Origin of the sequence: Micromonospora salmantinae (assembly GCF_022230905.1) — a bacterium.
GTDB classification, from domain to species: domain Bacteria; phylum Actinomycetota; class Actinomycetes; order Mycobacteriales; family Micromonosporaceae; genus Micromonospora; species Micromonospora salmantinae.
This window is the reverse complement of record NZ_JAKKFG010000011.1, coordinates 21590-36608: the sequence shown is the minus strand read 5'-3', so window position 1 is coordinate 36608 and position 15019 is coordinate 21590. Positions and strand designations below refer to the sequence as shown.

General features: G+C 71.7%; 17 protein-coding genes. 12 read left to right on the top strand and 5 right to left on the bottom strand.

Features of this window, described 5'->3' with window-relative positions:
- The first annotated feature begins 324 nt into the window (after window positions 1-324).
- The 3 genes from PSH03_RS08985 (at window position 325) to PSH03_RS08975 (ending at window position 4181) form a co-directional block, all read left to right on the top strand.
- Window positions 325-1092 carry an ABC transporter ATP-binding protein gene (locus PSH03_RS08985; RefSeq protein ID WP_210781706.1) on the top strand — a complete coding sequence of 256 codons (768 nt, stop codon included), beginning with the start codon at window positions 325-327 and terminating at the stop codon, window positions 1090-1092.
- On the top strand, window positions 1092-3647 hold the full coding sequence (locus tag PSH03_RS08980; protein ID WP_238688838.1) for an ABC transporter permease: 2556 nt from the start codon (window positions 1092-1094) through the stop codon (window positions 3645-3647). The genes PSH03_RS08985 and PSH03_RS08980 overlap by 1 nt, the downstream gene beginning before the upstream one ends.
- A 156-nt stretch (window positions 3648-3803) precedes the next feature.
- Window positions 3804-4181, top strand: a complete 378-nt coding sequence (locus PSH03_RS08975; RefSeq protein WP_238688837.1) for a carboxymuconolactone decarboxylase family protein — start codon at window positions 3804-3806, stop codon at window positions 4179-4181.
- A gap of 48 nt (window positions 4182-4229) precedes the next feature.
- Here the strand turns inward: PSH03_RS08975 and PSH03_RS08970 are convergent, their stop codons facing one another.
- Window positions 4230-4886, bottom strand: a complete 657-nt coding sequence (locus tag PSH03_RS08970) for an HAD family hydrolase (RefSeq protein ID WP_238688984.1) — start codon at window positions 4884-4886, stop codon at window positions 4230-4232.
- Window positions 4887-5007: 121 nt separating this feature from the next.
- Entirely contained in the window at window positions 5008-5751 is a 744-nt protein-coding gene (locus PSH03_RS08965; protein ID WP_238688836.1) for a neutral zinc metallopeptidase, read from the bottom strand.
- 117 nt (window positions 5752-5868) lie between these two features.
- Here PSH03_RS08965 and PSH03_RS08960 point away from each other — a divergent pair, with 117 nt between their 5' ends.
- Window positions 5869-6108, top strand: a complete 240-nt coding sequence (locus PSH03_RS08960; protein ID WP_238688835.1) for a hypothetical protein — start codon at window positions 5869-5871, stop codon at window positions 6106-6108.
- Between the two features lie 6 nt (window positions 6109-6114).
- On the opposite strand, the gene PSH03_RS08955 is transcribed toward PSH03_RS08960, so the two are convergent.
- Window positions 6115-6324 (bottom strand): hypothetical protein, encoded by a 210-nt coding sequence (locus PSH03_RS08955; RefSeq protein ID WP_238688834.1) that lies wholly within the window; start codon window positions 6322-6324, stop codon window positions 6115-6117.
- 205 nt (window positions 6325-6529) lie between these two features.
- On the opposite strand from PSH03_RS08955, the gene PSH03_RS08950 reads away from it, so the two are divergent.
- Together PSH03_RS08950 and PSH03_RS08945 are read left to right on the top strand one after the other, a co-directional pair.
- On the top strand, window positions 6530-6922 hold the full coding sequence (locus tag PSH03_RS08950) for a YciI family protein (protein ID WP_238661275.1): 393 nt from the start codon (window positions 6530-6532) through the stop codon (window positions 6920-6922).
- A 4-nt stretch (window positions 6923-6926) separates the two neighbouring features.
- Window positions 6927-8183 (top strand): RNA polymerase sigma factor, encoded by a 1257-nt coding sequence (locus PSH03_RS08945; protein ID WP_372494730.1) that lies wholly within the window; start codon window positions 6927-6929, stop codon window positions 8181-8183.
- A 78-nt stretch (window positions 8184-8261) separates the two neighbouring features.
- Here the strand turns inward: PSH03_RS08945 and PSH03_RS08940 are convergent, their stop codons facing one another.
- Window positions 8262-9362: a calcium:cation antiporter gene (locus PSH03_RS08940; protein WP_210781698.1), complete on the bottom strand. Its 1101-nt coding sequence runs from the start codon at window positions 9360-9362 to the stop codon at window positions 8262-8264.
- A gap of 110 nt (window positions 9363-9472) precedes the next feature.
- Between PSH03_RS08940 and PSH03_RS08935 the strand changes: the two genes are divergently transcribed.
- A complete protein-coding gene (locus PSH03_RS08935) occupies window positions 9473-9835 on the top strand; it encodes an ArsR/SmtB family transcription factor (RefSeq protein WP_238688832.1) in 363 nt (120 codons plus the stop codon).
- Window positions 9832-10335: an SRPBCC family protein gene (locus PSH03_RS08930; protein WP_210781696.1), complete on the top strand. Its 504-nt coding sequence runs from the start codon at window positions 9832-9834 to the stop codon at window positions 10333-10335. Before PSH03_RS08935 ends, PSH03_RS08930 begins: the two co-directional genes overlap by 4 nt.
- On the opposite strand, the gene mug is transcribed toward PSH03_RS08930, so the two are convergent.
- Window positions 10332-10901 (bottom strand): G/U mismatch-specific DNA glycosylase, encoded by a 570-nt coding sequence (gene mug / locus PSH03_RS08925; RefSeq protein WP_210781695.1) that lies wholly within the window; start codon window positions 10899-10901, stop codon window positions 10332-10334. The two genes, PSH03_RS08930 and mug, sit on opposite strands and share 4 nt — an antisense overlap.
- A 62-nt stretch (window positions 10902-10963) precedes the next feature.
- On the opposite strand from mug, the gene PSH03_RS08920 reads away from it, so the two are divergent.
- The 4 genes from PSH03_RS08920 to PSH03_RS08905 all read left to right on the top strand — a co-directional run bounded on the left by PSH03_RS08920 (window position 10964) and on the right by PSH03_RS08905 (window position 14975).
- Complete coding sequence (locus PSH03_RS08920; RefSeq protein ID WP_238688831.1) at window positions 10964-11707, top strand: SAM-dependent methyltransferase; 744 nt, start codon at window positions 10964-10966, stop codon at window positions 11705-11707.
- A gap of 37 nt (window positions 11708-11744) precedes the next feature.
- Window positions 11745-12554, top strand: a complete 810-nt coding sequence (locus tag PSH03_RS08915; protein ID WP_238688830.1) for a CPBP family intramembrane glutamic endopeptidase — start codon at window positions 11745-11747, stop codon at window positions 12552-12554.
- 113 nt (window positions 12555-12667) lie between these two features.
- Window positions 12668-13381 (top strand): alpha/beta fold hydrolase, encoded by a 714-nt coding sequence (locus PSH03_RS08910; RefSeq protein WP_210781692.1) that lies wholly within the window; start codon window positions 12668-12670, stop codon window positions 13379-13381.
- A 406-nt stretch (window positions 13382-13787) separates the two neighbouring features.
- Window positions 13788-14975, top strand: a complete 1188-nt coding sequence (locus PSH03_RS08905) for a ThuA domain-containing protein (RefSeq protein WP_372494720.1) — start codon at window positions 13788-13790, stop codon at window positions 14973-14975.
- Window positions 14976-15019 lie beyond the last annotated feature (44 nt).

Sequence of the window (15019 nt, the reverse complement as noted above, 5' to 3'; positions counted from 1 at the left end):
CTCGAAGATCCCTCCGTGGGGGGACGGCTGCCGTTGCCGTCGTCACCTACCGTGACCGGAGATGGCTCGGTTCGGTTGACCCTCCTGTGGCGTCAGGTGCAAGTGTCGGTGCTGCCGCCCGCCGCCGTGGGAAAAAACGGTCGACCGGCCGTCGACTCAGGGGCAACCCTGATGCGACATGGGGGTGCACCCGCAGCGGGAAATCCGCGCCGGGTCCCCCCAGGGTTGGACGGGGCGGGCGGGTGCAGCACCGATGATTGAACAGTCGCGCCGGACCATCGGGGGGCGGCGTGCATTTTCGGACAGACGGAAGAGGTAGATGACGTGACCGCGACGGTAGGCCAGCAGGCGCAGGCCGCGGCCCGGGCGAACGACGTGTGGAAGGTGTACGGCAGCGGCGAGGCTCAGGTCATCGCGCTGCGGGGGGTCAGCGCGGAGTTCGAACGTGGCCGCTTCACCGCGATCATGGGCCCGTCGGGTTCCGGTAAGTCGACGCTGATGCACTGCCTGGCCGGCCTGGACTCGGTGACCCGGGGGACGGTGTCGATCGGTGAGACGACTGTCACGGGGCTGGGCGACGCGGGGTTGACGAAGCTGCGCCGCGACAAGGTGGGCTTCATCTTCCAGCAGTTCAACCTGCTGCCGACGCTGACGGCCAAGGAGAACATCCTGCTGCCGCTGTCGATCGCCGGGCGCAAGCCGGACCCGGCCTGGTACGACACGGTGATCGAGACGGTGGGTCTGAAGGACCGGCTGGACCACCGGCCGGCGCAGCTCTCCGGTGGGCAGCAGCAGCGGGTGGCGTGCGCCCGGGCGCTGGTTTCCCGCCCCGAGGTGATCTTCGCGGACGAGCCGACCGGCAACCTGGACTCGCGCTCCGGCGCGGAGGTGCTCAACTTCCTGCGTAACTCGGTTCGGGAGCACGGCCAGACCATCGTCATGGTCACCCACGATCCGACGGCCGCCGCGTACGCCGACCGGGTGGTCTTCCTCGCCGACGGCGAGATCGTCTCGGAGCTGATCGAGCCGACCGCCGAGACGGTGCTGGACACCATGAAGAAGCTGGACACCGCGGCCGAGGTGGGCAACTGATGTTCCGCGCGACGCTGAAGAGTCTGCTGGCCCGTAAGGTCCGGCTGATCCTGTCCGGCCTGGCGGTGGTGCTCGGGGTGATGTTCGTCTCCGGCGCGTTCGTGCTCACCGACACGCTGGGTCGCTCCTTCGACTCGGTCTTCGCCGACGGTTTCTCCGAGATCGACGTGAACGTCGCGGCGAAGCCGAAGGTGCAGGTCAACGAGTTGGAGGGCGAGCAGACCGTCGCCCCGCTGCCGGCCGCCCTGGTGGACCGGGTGAAGCAGGTGCCGGGGGCGGCCTCGGCGACCGGCGTGGTCAACGCCGACGGCGCCCGGGTGATCGGCAGCAACGGCAAGGTCGTCACCTCGTTCGGTCCGCCGCAGTTGGGCGAGAACTGGACCGGCGAGAGCGAGTTGCTGAAGCTGCGTGAGGGGCGCGCGCCGCAGGCCGAGGACGAGATCGTCATCAACAAGGCGTTGGCCACGGCCGCGAAGGTGCGGGTCGGCCAGAAGGTCGGCGTGCTGACCGCGTTCGAGTCGAAGAAGCGGGACTTCACACTGGTCGGCGTCTTCGGTTACAGCGGTGACCGGGACTCGATCGGCGGGGTCAACGAGGTCTTCTTCACCACGCCGGTGGCGCAGCGGCTGATGCTGGGCGAGCCGGACGTGTTCAACAGCATCACCGTGCAGGCCGCCGACGGGGTCTCCGACGAGAAGCTGCGCGACGACGTGGCGCGCACTCTGGGCGCGGACTTCGAGGTGAAGACCGGCGAGCAGGTGGCCGCGGACGCCTCGGCCAGCCTGAAGGAGGGCCTGTCCTTCTTCAACAAGATCCTGCTCGGCTTCGCCGCGGTGGCGCTGCTGGTGGGCACCTTCCTGATCCTCAACACCTTCTCGATCATCGTGGCGCAGCGGACCCGGGAGTTGGCGCTGATGCGCGCCATCGGGGCCAGCGGGCGGCAGATCATCGGTTCGGTGGTGCTGGAGGCCATCGCGGTGGGGTTGATCGCGTCGGTGCTCGGCCTCGCCGCCGGCATCGGGGTGGGCGCGCTGCTGGCGTTCCTGTTCGGCAAGCTCGCCGGTGGGCTCACACTGGCCGGCATCGGCGTGCCGGCGGCCGCGGTGATCGGTTCGTTCGCCGTCGGTTTGGTGATCACCGTGGTGGCGGCGTTGCTGCCGGCGCTGCGGGCGTCCCGGATCCCGCCGATCGCGGCCATGCAGGACGTGGCCACCCCGGACCGGCCGTTGACCAAGATCACGGTGGCCGGGTCGCTGGTCACCGGAGTCGGCGCGGTGCTGCTGTTCCTCGGGCTCAGCGGCAACGCCGGGGGTCAGACGCTGTCGACCATCCTCGGTGGGGTGCTGTTCGCCTTCATCGGGGTGGCGCTGCTGACTCCGCTGATCAGCCGGCCGGTGGTGAGCCTGCTCGGGGCGATCTTCTCCTGGTCGGTGCCGGGCAAGCTGGGCCGGCTCAACTCGGGGCGCAACCCACGTCGTACGGCGATCACGGCCGCCGCGCTGATGGTCGGCATCGCGCTGGTCACCGGCGTCACGGTGATCCTCGACTCGGCCAAGGGCAGCATCAGCGCGCTCGCCCAGGACACCATCAAGGCCGAGCTGGTGATCGCCGGCCAGCAGGGCGGCCCGCGTCCGCCGACCTTCGACCCGGGTGTGCTGGACCAGGCCAAGGCCCTGCCCGGTGTGCGGTTGGTCGACGGCGAGTACGGCGACATGGGGCGGATCGACGGCGAGAGCACCTGGGTCGCGGCGAGTAGCGACGTCGCGTCGCTGCGGCAGATCTTCGGGGCGAAGCCGGTTGCCGGGGACATCGACCGGCTCGGGCCGACCCAGATGCTCGCCAGCTCGGACACTGCCACGTCCCGTGGCTGGTCGGTGGGCTCCACTGTCAACGTGCAGCTGACCCGGGGCGAGGCACGCACCTACACGATCAGCGGCATCTACGAGTCGTCGCAGCTGACCAACCCGGTCACGCTGCCGGCGACCGCGGCGAAGGACTTCGCCATCCCGCAGCCCATCCAGGGCTTCATCCAGCTGGATCCGGGCACCCGGGTGTCCGACGTCCAGCCGCAGGTGGAGGCGTTGCTCGCGGACAGCCCCGAGGTGTCGGTGGCCGACCGGGACGCGTTCATCAAGCAGCAGACCAGTTCGCTCGACGGGCTGCTCACGATGATCCAGATCCTGCTCGCGCTGGCCATCGTGATCGCCGTACTGGGCATCATCAACACCCTGGCCCTGTCGGTGCTGGAGCGGACCCGCGAGTTGGGCCTGCTCCGGGCGATCGGCCTGCGCCGGTCCCAGACCATGGGCATGATCACCGTGGAGGCCGTGGTGATCTCGGTGTTCGGCGCGCTGCTCGGCGTGGTGGTGGGCACCGGCCTCGGCGCGGCCGTGGTCGAGGCCCTCAAGGACGAGGGCATCACCGACCTGATCCTGCCGTGGGGACAGATGGGTGTCTTCCTCGGTCTCGCCGCCATCATCGGCGTGGTGGCCGCGGTGCTCCCGGCCGTCCGGGCGGCCCGGATCAACGTCCTGGGCGCCATCGCCCACGACTGATCGGCACTGCCGAGGCCCCCGGTCGCCATCCGCGACCGGGGACCTCGGCGTGTCCCATTCCCCCTCGGCCGCCCGTGCGCGACTGCCAGGCTGGTGCTGCCGGCAGGGCGCCGGCCCGCCCCGCGAGCGGGCGGCCGCAGAGCCGGGGCCGGTGACATGACCGATCAGGACGCGTACCAGCGGGCACTCGACAACGCCGAGCGGCTGCTCGGGCAGCCGTTGGCCCTGCCGCTCGGCGAGGGTGAGCCGTCGGTGGGGCACGACTTCCGTCGTCTCGCCACCGTGCAGACCTTCGGCGCGGCCTGGCCCCGGGAGGGCCTTGACCTGCGCAGCCGGTGCCTGGTCTCGGTGGCGATCGCGGCCGCCCTCGGCACCCACGAGCCGCTGCGCGGGCAGCTGCGCATCGCGCTGACCTCGGGCGTGACCCCGGAGGAGATCGTCGAGCTGTTCATCCACCTGGCCGCGTACGCGGGGGCGGCGCGGGCGTTCGACAGCTACCAGGTGGTCGTCTCGGTCTTCGCCGAGCGCCACTGAACCCGGCCGGTCGGGACAGCCGAGCGCCGCCGGCCCGCGCCGGGCGGGTCAGCCGGTCGCCGCGGCCCGGTCGGTCAGCAGCGCCGCGAGCAGCGTCAGGTCCACGCCGGTTAGGCTCTCCACCTGGCGTACGCCGACAGTGCTCGGCAACGCCACCTCGGCCGGTACGGCCAGGACCCCAGCACCCGAGGCGAGCGCGCTGGCGACCCCGGTCGGTGAGTCCTCGATCGCCACACAACGCTCGATCGGCACACCCAGCAGCCGGGCGGCGGTCAGGTACGGCTCGGGGTGCGGCTTGGCGGCCACCACCTCGTCGCCGGCGACCACAGTGTCGAAGTTGTCCCGACCGAGGGTGTCCAGGGCGATCTCGACCAGCGCCCGAGGGCTGGAGGTGACCAGCGCGGTGGGGATTCCCGCCGCGCGGACCGCGCGCAACAGGTCGAACGCGCCCGGCCGCCAGCGCAGACCGGTGCGGAACAGCTCCAGGATCCGGGCGTTGATCCACGCCGCGCTGATCTCCGGATCCCGTTCGGGCTGCCCCAGGTCGTCGTGCAGGATGCGCATCGACTCGGCCATGGCGGTGCCGATGATCGACTGGCGGGCGTCGACGGAGAGTTCCCCGCCGTACTCCTTGGCGAGTTCCTGCAACGCGACGTCCCACAGCTTCTCGCTGTCGACCAACGTGCCGTCCATGTCGAAGAGCACAGCGGCGGGGTGATGGCTGCTCAGCGGAACCTCCAGGGTCGTGACCGACACCGGCGATCCTGCCAGCAGCCGCCGGGGCCGGTGGCGGCAACGGGCGCCAGGGTGATCCGGGCAACCCCGTTCAGCCCAGGTCGCACTCCTTCAGGGAACCCTCGTACCCCCGGAAGAACATGTCGGTGCGCTGCTCGGCGGTGCCGTGCGCCCCTTCCGCGAACCACGGCTGGTCCGGGTCGTCGCCGACCGCCGCCACCCCCTCGCGGAACTCGTCCAGGTCGCCCTCGGCGAGGGTCAGGGCCCGCGAGCGCACCGAGTCGCCGAGGTACGCCCCGGCCATGCAGTCGGCCTGCAACTCCTGCTGGATGGTGAAGCTGTAGTTGATGCCGAGCCGCACCTGGATGGCGTGCGCGTACTCGTGCCCGAGCAGGTAGAACACGAACGCGTCGCCGACCTGGCGGAACGCCGCCACCGACCAGGCGACGTCGTACGCGATGAAGTCGCCCTGCGAGCAGTAGACGGCGTTGTTGCGGGGCAACGACTGGCCGCCGCAGGACACCTCGCCGTCGCGCTGGTACGGGATGATCCGCCGGATCGGTCGGAACCGCTGCCCGGATTCCTTGAACTGGGCCGCCCAGTACCGCTCGGCGACCGCCTGCGCGTCGGCGACGTCCTGCTCGAACTCGGCGACGCTGGTGGTGCTGTCGGCCCGGGTGGTGCTCGGTCCCGGTGACGCTGCCGACGGGGTCGCCCCGGGACGCTCGGCCTCCGGCTCGGCCAGACCACCGCCGGCGCAGGCGAGGGAGACCAGGGCGGCGATCAGCAGACCCGCCACCGGGCCTCGCGCGTCGCGTCCGAACCGTGCCCCCACTGTGCCTCCCCAGACATCGGTGCTCGGCCTGGTACTAGTACCCCGACGATAGGACCGAAACGCCCGTCACCGGTTTCACGTACGGCACGGCCGGACGGTTCACGGCCCTGAGCCCGGATGGGCTGTCGCGCGGCGGGCCCGGGTGGGCGCGGGGCACCGCTGTCGTCGCTGTGGCCGCACCGACCGTTGGACCGGATCCGCTTCGACCTGACTCCCGGGCTGCCCGGCGGGGACTGCACGCTGCGCTGGACGCTCACCACCGACGGGGAGCTGCCGAGCGAGAGCACCCTCGGCCACCTACGCCACCGCCTCAACTACCTGATCAACGGCCGGCTGCGCCGCTCGTACGGCCAGTAGGGTCGCTCATCCGCCCGACTCCCGACCGCGCTGCCACGTGTCACCCTGGTCACCGTGCCGCTCGGCCTCGTACCGCTGCTGGCGCACCCGAGCGTCCCGCCCAGCCCGAGAGTCGTCGCCCCCGACCTCACCGACCCGCCCCCGCCGCACCACAACGCCAAACGCCACCCCGGCCACAAGAACGAAAACACCCACCACCACCCACACCACCGTCATCCCACCAACCTAGGCCCCACCCACCACCCCCTGCGCTCCGGTGATCAAGAGGTTCGCGTCGTCCCGTCCGGCGTGTCGTGACAGAAACCTCTTGATCAACAGATCAGGTGGGGTTGGCGTGTCCGGGACCGGGGTTGGGGTTCGACGTTTCCTGTGGGCACCGGGGTGGTGCTCTGGCAGGAGGAGGGGAAGAACCGTGAAGTACATGATTTTGCTCTATGGGTCGCAGCAGGACTACGACGTGCTGTCCGGGCGGGCTTCCGACCGGCCGGCGATGTCGGCCGAGCAGATCGCGGCGATGCACAAGCACATGGAGACCTTCCACCAGGCGCTGGCCGAGTCCGGGGAGTTGGTCGACGCCCGAGGGCTGAGCGAGCCGGTGCACGCCCGCCGGGTGCAGGTGCGCGAGGGGGCACCAGTGGTCACCGACGGCCCGTACCCGGAGACGCAGGAGGTCCTCGCCGGTTACACCATCGTGGAGTGCGCCAGCTTCGACCGGGCCACCGAGATCGCCGCCGGCCTGGTCGACCCGGACGCCCCCGGTGGGTACGTGGACGTGCGGCCGGTGCTCGACGGTGTCGAGGACCTGGCCGGCTGACCCGGTGCCGGAGACTCCCGCCGAGGACCTGCTGCGCGAGCTGGCGCCGCGGGTCCTCGGGGCGCTGGTCCGCCGCTACGGGCACTTCGACACGGCCGAGGACGCGGTGCAGGAGGCGCTGATCGCCGCGGCGGAGGGTTGGCCGCGCGACGGCGTACCGGAGAATCCGCGTGGCTGGCTGATCACCGTGGCGTCCCGTCGGCTGACCGACCTGCTGCGTCGCGAGCAGGCCCGGATGCGGCGGGAGGACACTGTGGCCCGCTGGGTGCTGCCGGAGCAGTGGCGCGCCCCCGCCGCCGACCATCCAGCGGCGGACGCCGACGACACGCTCATCCTGTTGTTCCTGTGCTGCCACCCGGCGCTGTCGGCGGCGTCGCAGATCGCGCTCACCCTGCGGGCGGTGGGCGGGCTGAGCACCGCCGAGGTGGCGCGCGCGTTCCTGGTGCCGGAGGCGACGATGACCCGGCGGATCAGTCGGGGTAAGCAGCGGATCCGTGACAGCGGGCTGCGGTTCGCGCCGCCCACCGGCCCGGAGCGTGCCGACCGGCTCGCCGCCGTGCTGCACGTGCTCTACCTGATCTTCACGGAGGGGTACGCCCGCACCGCCGGGCCCGGGTTGCTGCGCGCCGACCTGACCGCCGAGGCGATCCGACTGACCCGGCTGGTGCGCCGGCTGGTGCCCGAGGACCCCGAGGTCACCGGGCTGCTCGCGTTGATGCTGCTCACCGATGCCCGCGCGCCGGCGCGGATCGGCCCGCACGGTGAGCTGGTGCCGATGGCCGAGCAGGACCGCTCCCGGTGGCGGGCCGAGCAGATCGCCGAGGGGGTCGAGCTGATCACCGGGGCGCTGCCGCACGGGGTGGTCGGGGCGTACCAGCTCCAGGCGGCCATCGCGGCCGTGCACGACGAGGCGCCCAGCGCGGCGGCCACCGACTGGGCGCAGATCACCGCGCTGTACGAGGTGCTCCTCGGGATGTCCGACAACCCGGTGGTGGCGCTCAACCACGCGGTGGCGGTGGCCATGAGCCGGGGCGCGCCGGCCGGGTTGGCGCTGCTCGCCGACCTGGCCGACGACCCCCGTCTCGCCGACGACCCTCGACTGCCGGCCGCCCGCGCCCACCTGTGGGAGCTGGAGGGTGAGCGGGTCGCGGCGCGGGAGGCGTACCGGATGGCAGCGGCGCGCTCGACGAACCTGGCGCAGCAGCGCTACCTGAACGCCCGCGCGGAGCGTCTCGCGGGCGACCCGCCGCCCACCGGCTGACCCGCACGGGCCGTGCGGGTCGCGGGCTGAGCCGACAGGCCACGCGGGGTCACGGGCCGAGCCGGCGGGCCGTGCGGGTCACGGGCTGGCGGCCAGGAAGACGAAGGCGGCCATCAGCACCAGGTGCACGCCGCCCTGCAACACGTTGGCCCGGCCGGGCACCACGGTGAGGACGGCGGTCACGGCGGTGAGCGCGAGCAGGGCGAGCTGGGTGCCGCCGAGGCCGAGCAGCAGCGGGCCGTCCAACCAGATCGAGGCGATCGCGATGGCCGGGATGGTCAGACCGATGCTGGCCATCGCCGAGCCGAGCGCGAGGTTCAGGCTGATCTGCACGCGGTCGCGGCGGGCGGCGCGAGCGGCGGCCAGGGTCTCCGGCAGCAGCACGAGCAGGGCGATGATCACGCCGACGAACGCGTGCGGGAGGTTCGCCGCGGCGACGCCGGCCTCGATGGTCGGCGAGACGGTCTTGGCGTCGCCGACCACCGCGACCAGCGCCACCAGCAGCAGCCCCAAGCTCATCAGCGCCGCGCGGGTGGTGGGCGGCTTGGCGTGCTCCTCCGCGTCGATCACCTGGCCCCGGCTGTCGACCGGCAGGAAGTAGTCGCGGTGCCGGCCGGTCTGTACGAGCACGAACAGCCCGTAGAGCGCCAGCGAGGCGACGGCGGCGAAGGCGAGCTGGGCCGGGCTGAACTCCGGGCCGGGCCGGGCCGTGGTGAAGGTCGGGATGACCAGACTCAGGGTGGCCAGGGTGATCACGGTGGCCAGGGCTCCGCCGGTGCCCTCCGGGTTGAACACCGCGACACGACGGCGCAGCGCCCCGAGCAGCAGGGACAGGCCGAGTATCCCGTTACAGGTGATCATGACGGCGGCGAAGACGGTGTCCCGGGCGAGCGACTGGGTCTTCTCCGGGCCGCTGATCATCAGCGTGACGATGAGGGCGACCTCGATCACGGTGACCGCGACGGCGAGCACCAGCGACCCGTACGGCTCCCCCACCCGGTGGGCGACCACCTCCGCGTGGTGCACTGCCGCGAGCACGGCACCTCCGAGCAGCACCGCGACCACCACGATGATCGGGCCGGGCAGGCTCCGCCCCCAGGTGACCATCAATACCAGGACGGCGAGCACGGGTACGACGAAGGTCCAGTCGGTCCAGCGGGAGCGAAGCAGGGCGGCCATGCCGTAAAGAGTGCCAGGTCAGGTGATCATGTGCCCACCACCGACCACTGATCCGCGGTGTCGACGGTCCACAACCGGCAAACCCGTAACCGATGGGTTACGCTTCCTGGGTGGATGAGGTGGCCGTCGCGATCGCCGACCCGGTACGCCGGCACATCCTGACCATGTTGCGCGCCGAACCCCTCTCCGCCGGCGACATCGCCCAGCGGTTCACGATCAGCCGGCCCGCCATCAGCCGCCACCTGCGGGTGCTGCGCGACTGCGGGCTGGTCCGTGACGAGCTGGTCGGACGGCGGAGGATCTACCGGCTCGACCCGGGCCCGCTCGCCCCGCTGCTCGACTGGCTCACCGGGCTCACCACAGTCGACCGGTGGGGCCGGCACCTCGACGCGTTGGAGACCGAGGTCTATCGCACCCGCCGAGAGCGCCGCAGCCGCGGCCCGGCGGAGCACCGAAGGGAGCACACGGCATGACCCGCACACCCGCCGGACGCCTGTTTCAGACCGACACCGGCCACGATCTCGTCCTCACCCGGACCTTCCGCGCCCCGGCGGCCGACGTCTGGGCCAGCCTGACCGAGCCGGACCGTACGGCCCGCTGGTTCGGCCCGTGGGAGGGCGACGCCGGGCCCGGACGGACCATCCGGGTCCAGATGGCGTACGAGGAGCAGCAGCCCTGGTGTGACGTACGCATCGACGCGTGCGAACCGCAGCGGCGTCTCGCCGTGTCGATGGTCGACGACTACGGCAGCTGGCTGCTGGAGCTGTCGCTGACCGAGACCGACGGCACCACCGAGCTGCGGTTCGTGCAGCACCTGAGCAGCGTGGAGGGCATCGCCGAGGTGGGCGCCGGTTGGGAGTACTACCTGGACCTGCTGGTCGCCTCCCGGGACGGTTCGCCCCGCCCGGAGTTCGACGAGTACCACCCGGCCATGCAGCCCTACTACCAGGGGCTGGTCGCCACGGCCGGCTAGCGGTCCAGCTCCCGCCGCAGCTTGGCGAACTCGGCGGTCAACGCCGGCAGCGGGAAGTGCGCGTTCAGGCCGCTGGGGTTCGGCAGCACCCAGACCTGGGCCGGCCCCAGCCGGTCCGGTCGCGGGCCCAGCCCGGCCTTCGGCCGAGCGAAGGCGATCCGGTACGCGGTCACCCCGAGGATCGCCACCCACTGCGGCCGGTGGCGCTCGACCTTCACCGCCAACCCGGTGACCCCGGCCACCAACTCCTCCGAGGTCAGCTCGTCGGCGCGGGCGGTGGCCCGGTTGCTCAGGCTGGTGATGCCCAGGCCCTGCCGCAGCAGTTCGTCGCGTTCCCACGAGTGCAGCTGGCGGTCGGTGAAGCCGGCCCCGTGCAGGGCCGGCCAGAATCGGCTGCCCCGGCGGGCGAACGGCTCCCCCACGGCGGCCGAGTAGAGGCCGGGGTTGTAGCCGCAGAACAGCACGCGCAGCCCGGGGCCGATGATGTCCGGCAGACCCCGACCGGCCGCCGCCGCCACCTCCTGCGGGGTCGGCCGCCGCGCCGGCCCCGCAGGCTCCGCGTCCATTCCACCGATCCTGCCGTACGCCCGGGTGCCGGACCCGACACACGGCTTGGGACCCTCAACGGATGCAGTCAACCGACCACCTCGCCGCCAGCCGTTACGCGCGAATGCGCTGGAACACGCCGCTCTCGCCGGAGCACGCCGCGTTGCTGCTGCAACGGCTCGACGTCCGCCCCGGCGCGCGGGTGCTCGACCTCGGCTGTGGCTGGGGTGAGCTGCTGCTGCGGGCGGTCGCCGCCGGCGGTGTCTCCGGCCCGGTCGCGACCCGCGGCGTCGGCGTCGACACCGACGAGGCAGCGCTCGCCCGAGGGCGGCGGCTGGCCGCGGGGCGGTCGCTGAACCGGCACGTCGCCTTCGTGATGGGGGAAGCGGCGGCCTGGCAGGAGCCGGCCGACCGGGTCCTCTGCATCGGCTCGGCACACGCCTTCGGCGGCACCGAGGCCGCCCTCGACGCCCTCGCCGCCGTGGTCCGGCCCGGTGGGCGGCTGCTGTTCGGCGACGCGTACTGGGATCGGTCCCCCACCGCGGAAATCGCCGAGGTCTTCGGCCCGGAGGTCCCGACCCTGCCCGGGCTGGTCGAGGCCGCCCGCCGGCGGGGCTGGCGGTTGCTGCACCTGAGCACCGCCGACCAGCGGGAATGGGACGACTTCGAGTCCACCTGGCTCGCCGGACGGCAGGAGTGGCTGCTGGCGTACCCGGAGGACCCCCGTGCGGCCGAGGTCCGCGCGGAACTCGACGACCGGTTGCGCCAGTACGTCGGCGGTTACCGGGGTGTCCTCGGCCTCGGCTATCTCGTCCTGGGGCGCTGACCGTCCGCCCTTGACGCCGCCGGCTACGCTGCGCGTGGTGAGCGCCGGATCTCGTCTCGCCCTGCCCTGGCGGATCCTCGTCGTGGCCACCGCCGCAGTGCTGGTCTGGCTGTTGCTGGGCGCCCCTCTCGACAGTGACTACGACCGGCCCACCCACACGATCGGGGCGGTCCTCACCACCGCTGTCGTCGTACCCCTGGTGGTCGTCGCCCGTCGCGTCCTGGACCGACGGCCCTGGGCCGGCCTCGGGTTGCCGTCGCTGCGCGCCGGCTGGCGGCGTCTGCTGTTCGGCATGGCCTGCTGGCTCGTTCCCGCCGCGGCGGGGTTCGCGCTCTGCCTCGGTCTCGGCTGGGTCGAGATCAGTGTCCGGACGTCCGTCGGGGACGTGCTGCGGGTGGCGGCGCTGCTGGTCGTGCTCGTCTTCTTGAAGGAGGCGCTGCCGGAGGAGCTGGTCTTCCGCGGGTACCTGCAACACCACCTCGCCACCCGGCTGCCCGCCTGGCAGGCCGTCGTCGGGCAGGCAGTGCTGTTCACAGTGTTCGGGTTCCTCATCGGGGCGGCCAGATCCGTCGACCGACTGGCGCTCTTCCTCGTCTTCGCGCTGCTGCTGGGCGCCTTCCGTGCCGCCACCGGTGACATCTGGGCCGGCATCGGCCTGCACGTCGCGTTCCAGACGGTCGCTCAGCTGTTCGGCGACGTCGGGGCGGTCTTCGACGTGGCCGGCGCGAACGTCCTGGGAGTCGTCGCCATGGGGGCCATCCCGTTCTCGGTCAGCTGGTTGGTCCTGCGACACCACTACCGGGACCGCCTGAACTGGCGCGCCCTCGCACCGGAAACGGTGCGTTGAGGGGCTGAAGCCTGGGCGTTCGGCCCACCGCCCCGACCGGCGTGGGGAAGAGTGGCGGGCGAGAGCTGTCGTCGACGAGCGAGCGACGGCACGGCGTCGTGCGGAGGTTTCGGATGAGCGACACGTCTTCGGCCAAGCCCGCCCGCAACGTGGTCCTGGTCCACGGCGCGTACGCCGACGGCTCGTCCTGGTCCGACGTCATCCCGCTGCTGCAGCGGGCCGGGCTGACGGTCACCGCGGTCCAGAACCCGCTGACCTCCCTGGCCGACGACGTCGCGGCAACCAACCGCGCCCTCGACCGCCAGGACGGGCCGACGGTGCTGGTGGGCCACTCCTGGGCCGGCACGATCATCAGCGAGGCCGGCAACCACCCGAGGGTCACCGCCCTGGTGTACGTGGCGGCCCGCGCGCCGGACGCCGGCGAGGACTACACCGCGCTCGCGGCGAAATATCCCACGCCGCCGGCGAACGCCGGCCTCGTGCACCACGACGGGTACGCGCAGCTCAGCGAGAGCGCTTTCCTGAACGACTTCGCCGGTGGAATCGAGGAGACCCGCGCCCGTGCCCTGTACGCGGTGCAGGGCCCGATCGCCAAGGACCTCTTCGGGGGCCGGACGACGACGGCCGCCTGGCGGGACCGGCAGTGCTATTACTCGATCTCCACACAGGACCGCACCACAGCGCCGGAGCTGGAGCGGTTTCTGGCCGATCGGATGAACGCGACGACCATCGAGGTCGAATCATCGCATCTGGCCATGGTCACCCACCCGGAGACGATCGCCGATCTCATTCTGATGGCGACCCGGGGCACCCGCAGCCCCGCGTAGGGCGGCGAGGCTGGCCGCGCGACGGCCAGCCGGCAGCGCCACGAGTTGCCCGGGCGAGCCGTGCTCGATCTTCGTCGGCGACCATGGCATCGAGCATACGTCATACGTCTCACCTCAACACGGCCGCCGGCACGGCACTGGCGCGCTCGGACCGGAGCACCTGGGCTTGACGGGGCGTAGACATCGGAGGTTTACTGCGTCAACGATGCCAGTCGATGAATTCTGATCGTCCAATGTGGGTGGTCCACGTCATCGGCTGGTTTCAGCGACCGACCCCTGCACCCCCCACCACCCCGCAGCACCTCAGCCGAGCATCGGCGGCCCGGCTTCGGCACCACCGCCATCGCGGCCTCCGGCCTGCCCGTGTGCACAGCCTGAGGTCGACGCTCAGCAGAGGAGCAAGACCATGCGTTCCCGTCCCCGCCTGTTGGCACTCGTCACCGGCCTGGCCGTCATGCTGGCCAGCCTGGTCGCACTGCCGACCCCCGCCTCGGCGGCACCCCTGACCAAGGTCCTGGTGTTCAGCAAGACCGCCGGCTTCCGGCACTCGTCCATCCCCAACGGCATCGCCGCGATCCAGCAGCTCGGCTCGGCCAACGGCTTCACAGTGACCTCGACCGAGGACGCCGCGCAGTTCACCACCTCCGACCTGGCCCAGTACCAGGCGGTGGTCTTCATGTCGACCACCGGCGACGTCCTCAACGCCAGCCAGCAGAGCGCGTTCGAGTCGTACATCGCCGCCGGTGGTGGCTACGTCGGCGTGCACGCCGCGGCCGACACCGAGTACAGCTGGCCGTGGTACGGCTCGCTGGTCGGAGCATGGTTCGACTCGCACCCGGCGATCCAGAACGCCACGGTGAAGATCGAGGACCAGACCAACCCCTCGACCGCCCACCTCGGCACCACCTGGGTCCGCTCCGACGAGTGGTACAACTACCGCACCAACCCCCGGTCCAGCGCCCGGGTGCTGGCCAGCCTCGACGAGTCGTCCTACAGCGGCGGCAACATGGGCGGCGACCACCCGATCACCTGGTGCAAGGCGTACGGCGGCGGGCGTGCCTGGTACACGGGCCTCGGACACACCGAGGCGTCGTACACCGACCCGAATTTCACCCGGATGCTGCTCGGCGGCCTCCAGGTCGCCGCGGGCTCCGTGACGGCTGACTGCTCGCCGCGCACCACGACCCCGCCGCCCACCGCCAGCGGCTCCACCCTGCGGGCCCGCGCCAACAACCAGTACGTCAGCGCGCCCAACGCCTCCACCCCGCTGATCGCCAACAAGACCTCGGTGAACACCACCGAGCGGTTCGACCTGGTGAACCTCGCCAACGGCAACGTGGCGCTGCGCGCCAAGGGCAACGGGCAGTTCGTCGCCGCCGAGAACGCCGGTGCCGCCGCGCTGATCGCCAACCGGGCCACCGCCGGCGCCTGGGAGACCTTCCAGCTGGTCCGCAACTCCGACGGCACGGTGAGCCTGCGGGCCACCGTGAACAACCGTTACGTCGCCGCCGACAACGCAGGCGGGTCCCCGCTGATCGCCAACCGGACCTCCATCGGCCAGTGGGAGAAGTTCGACCTGGTCACCACCAACTGACCTGGTCCCCCCGCTCGTCTCCACCACCCCACCTGGTCGTGGTG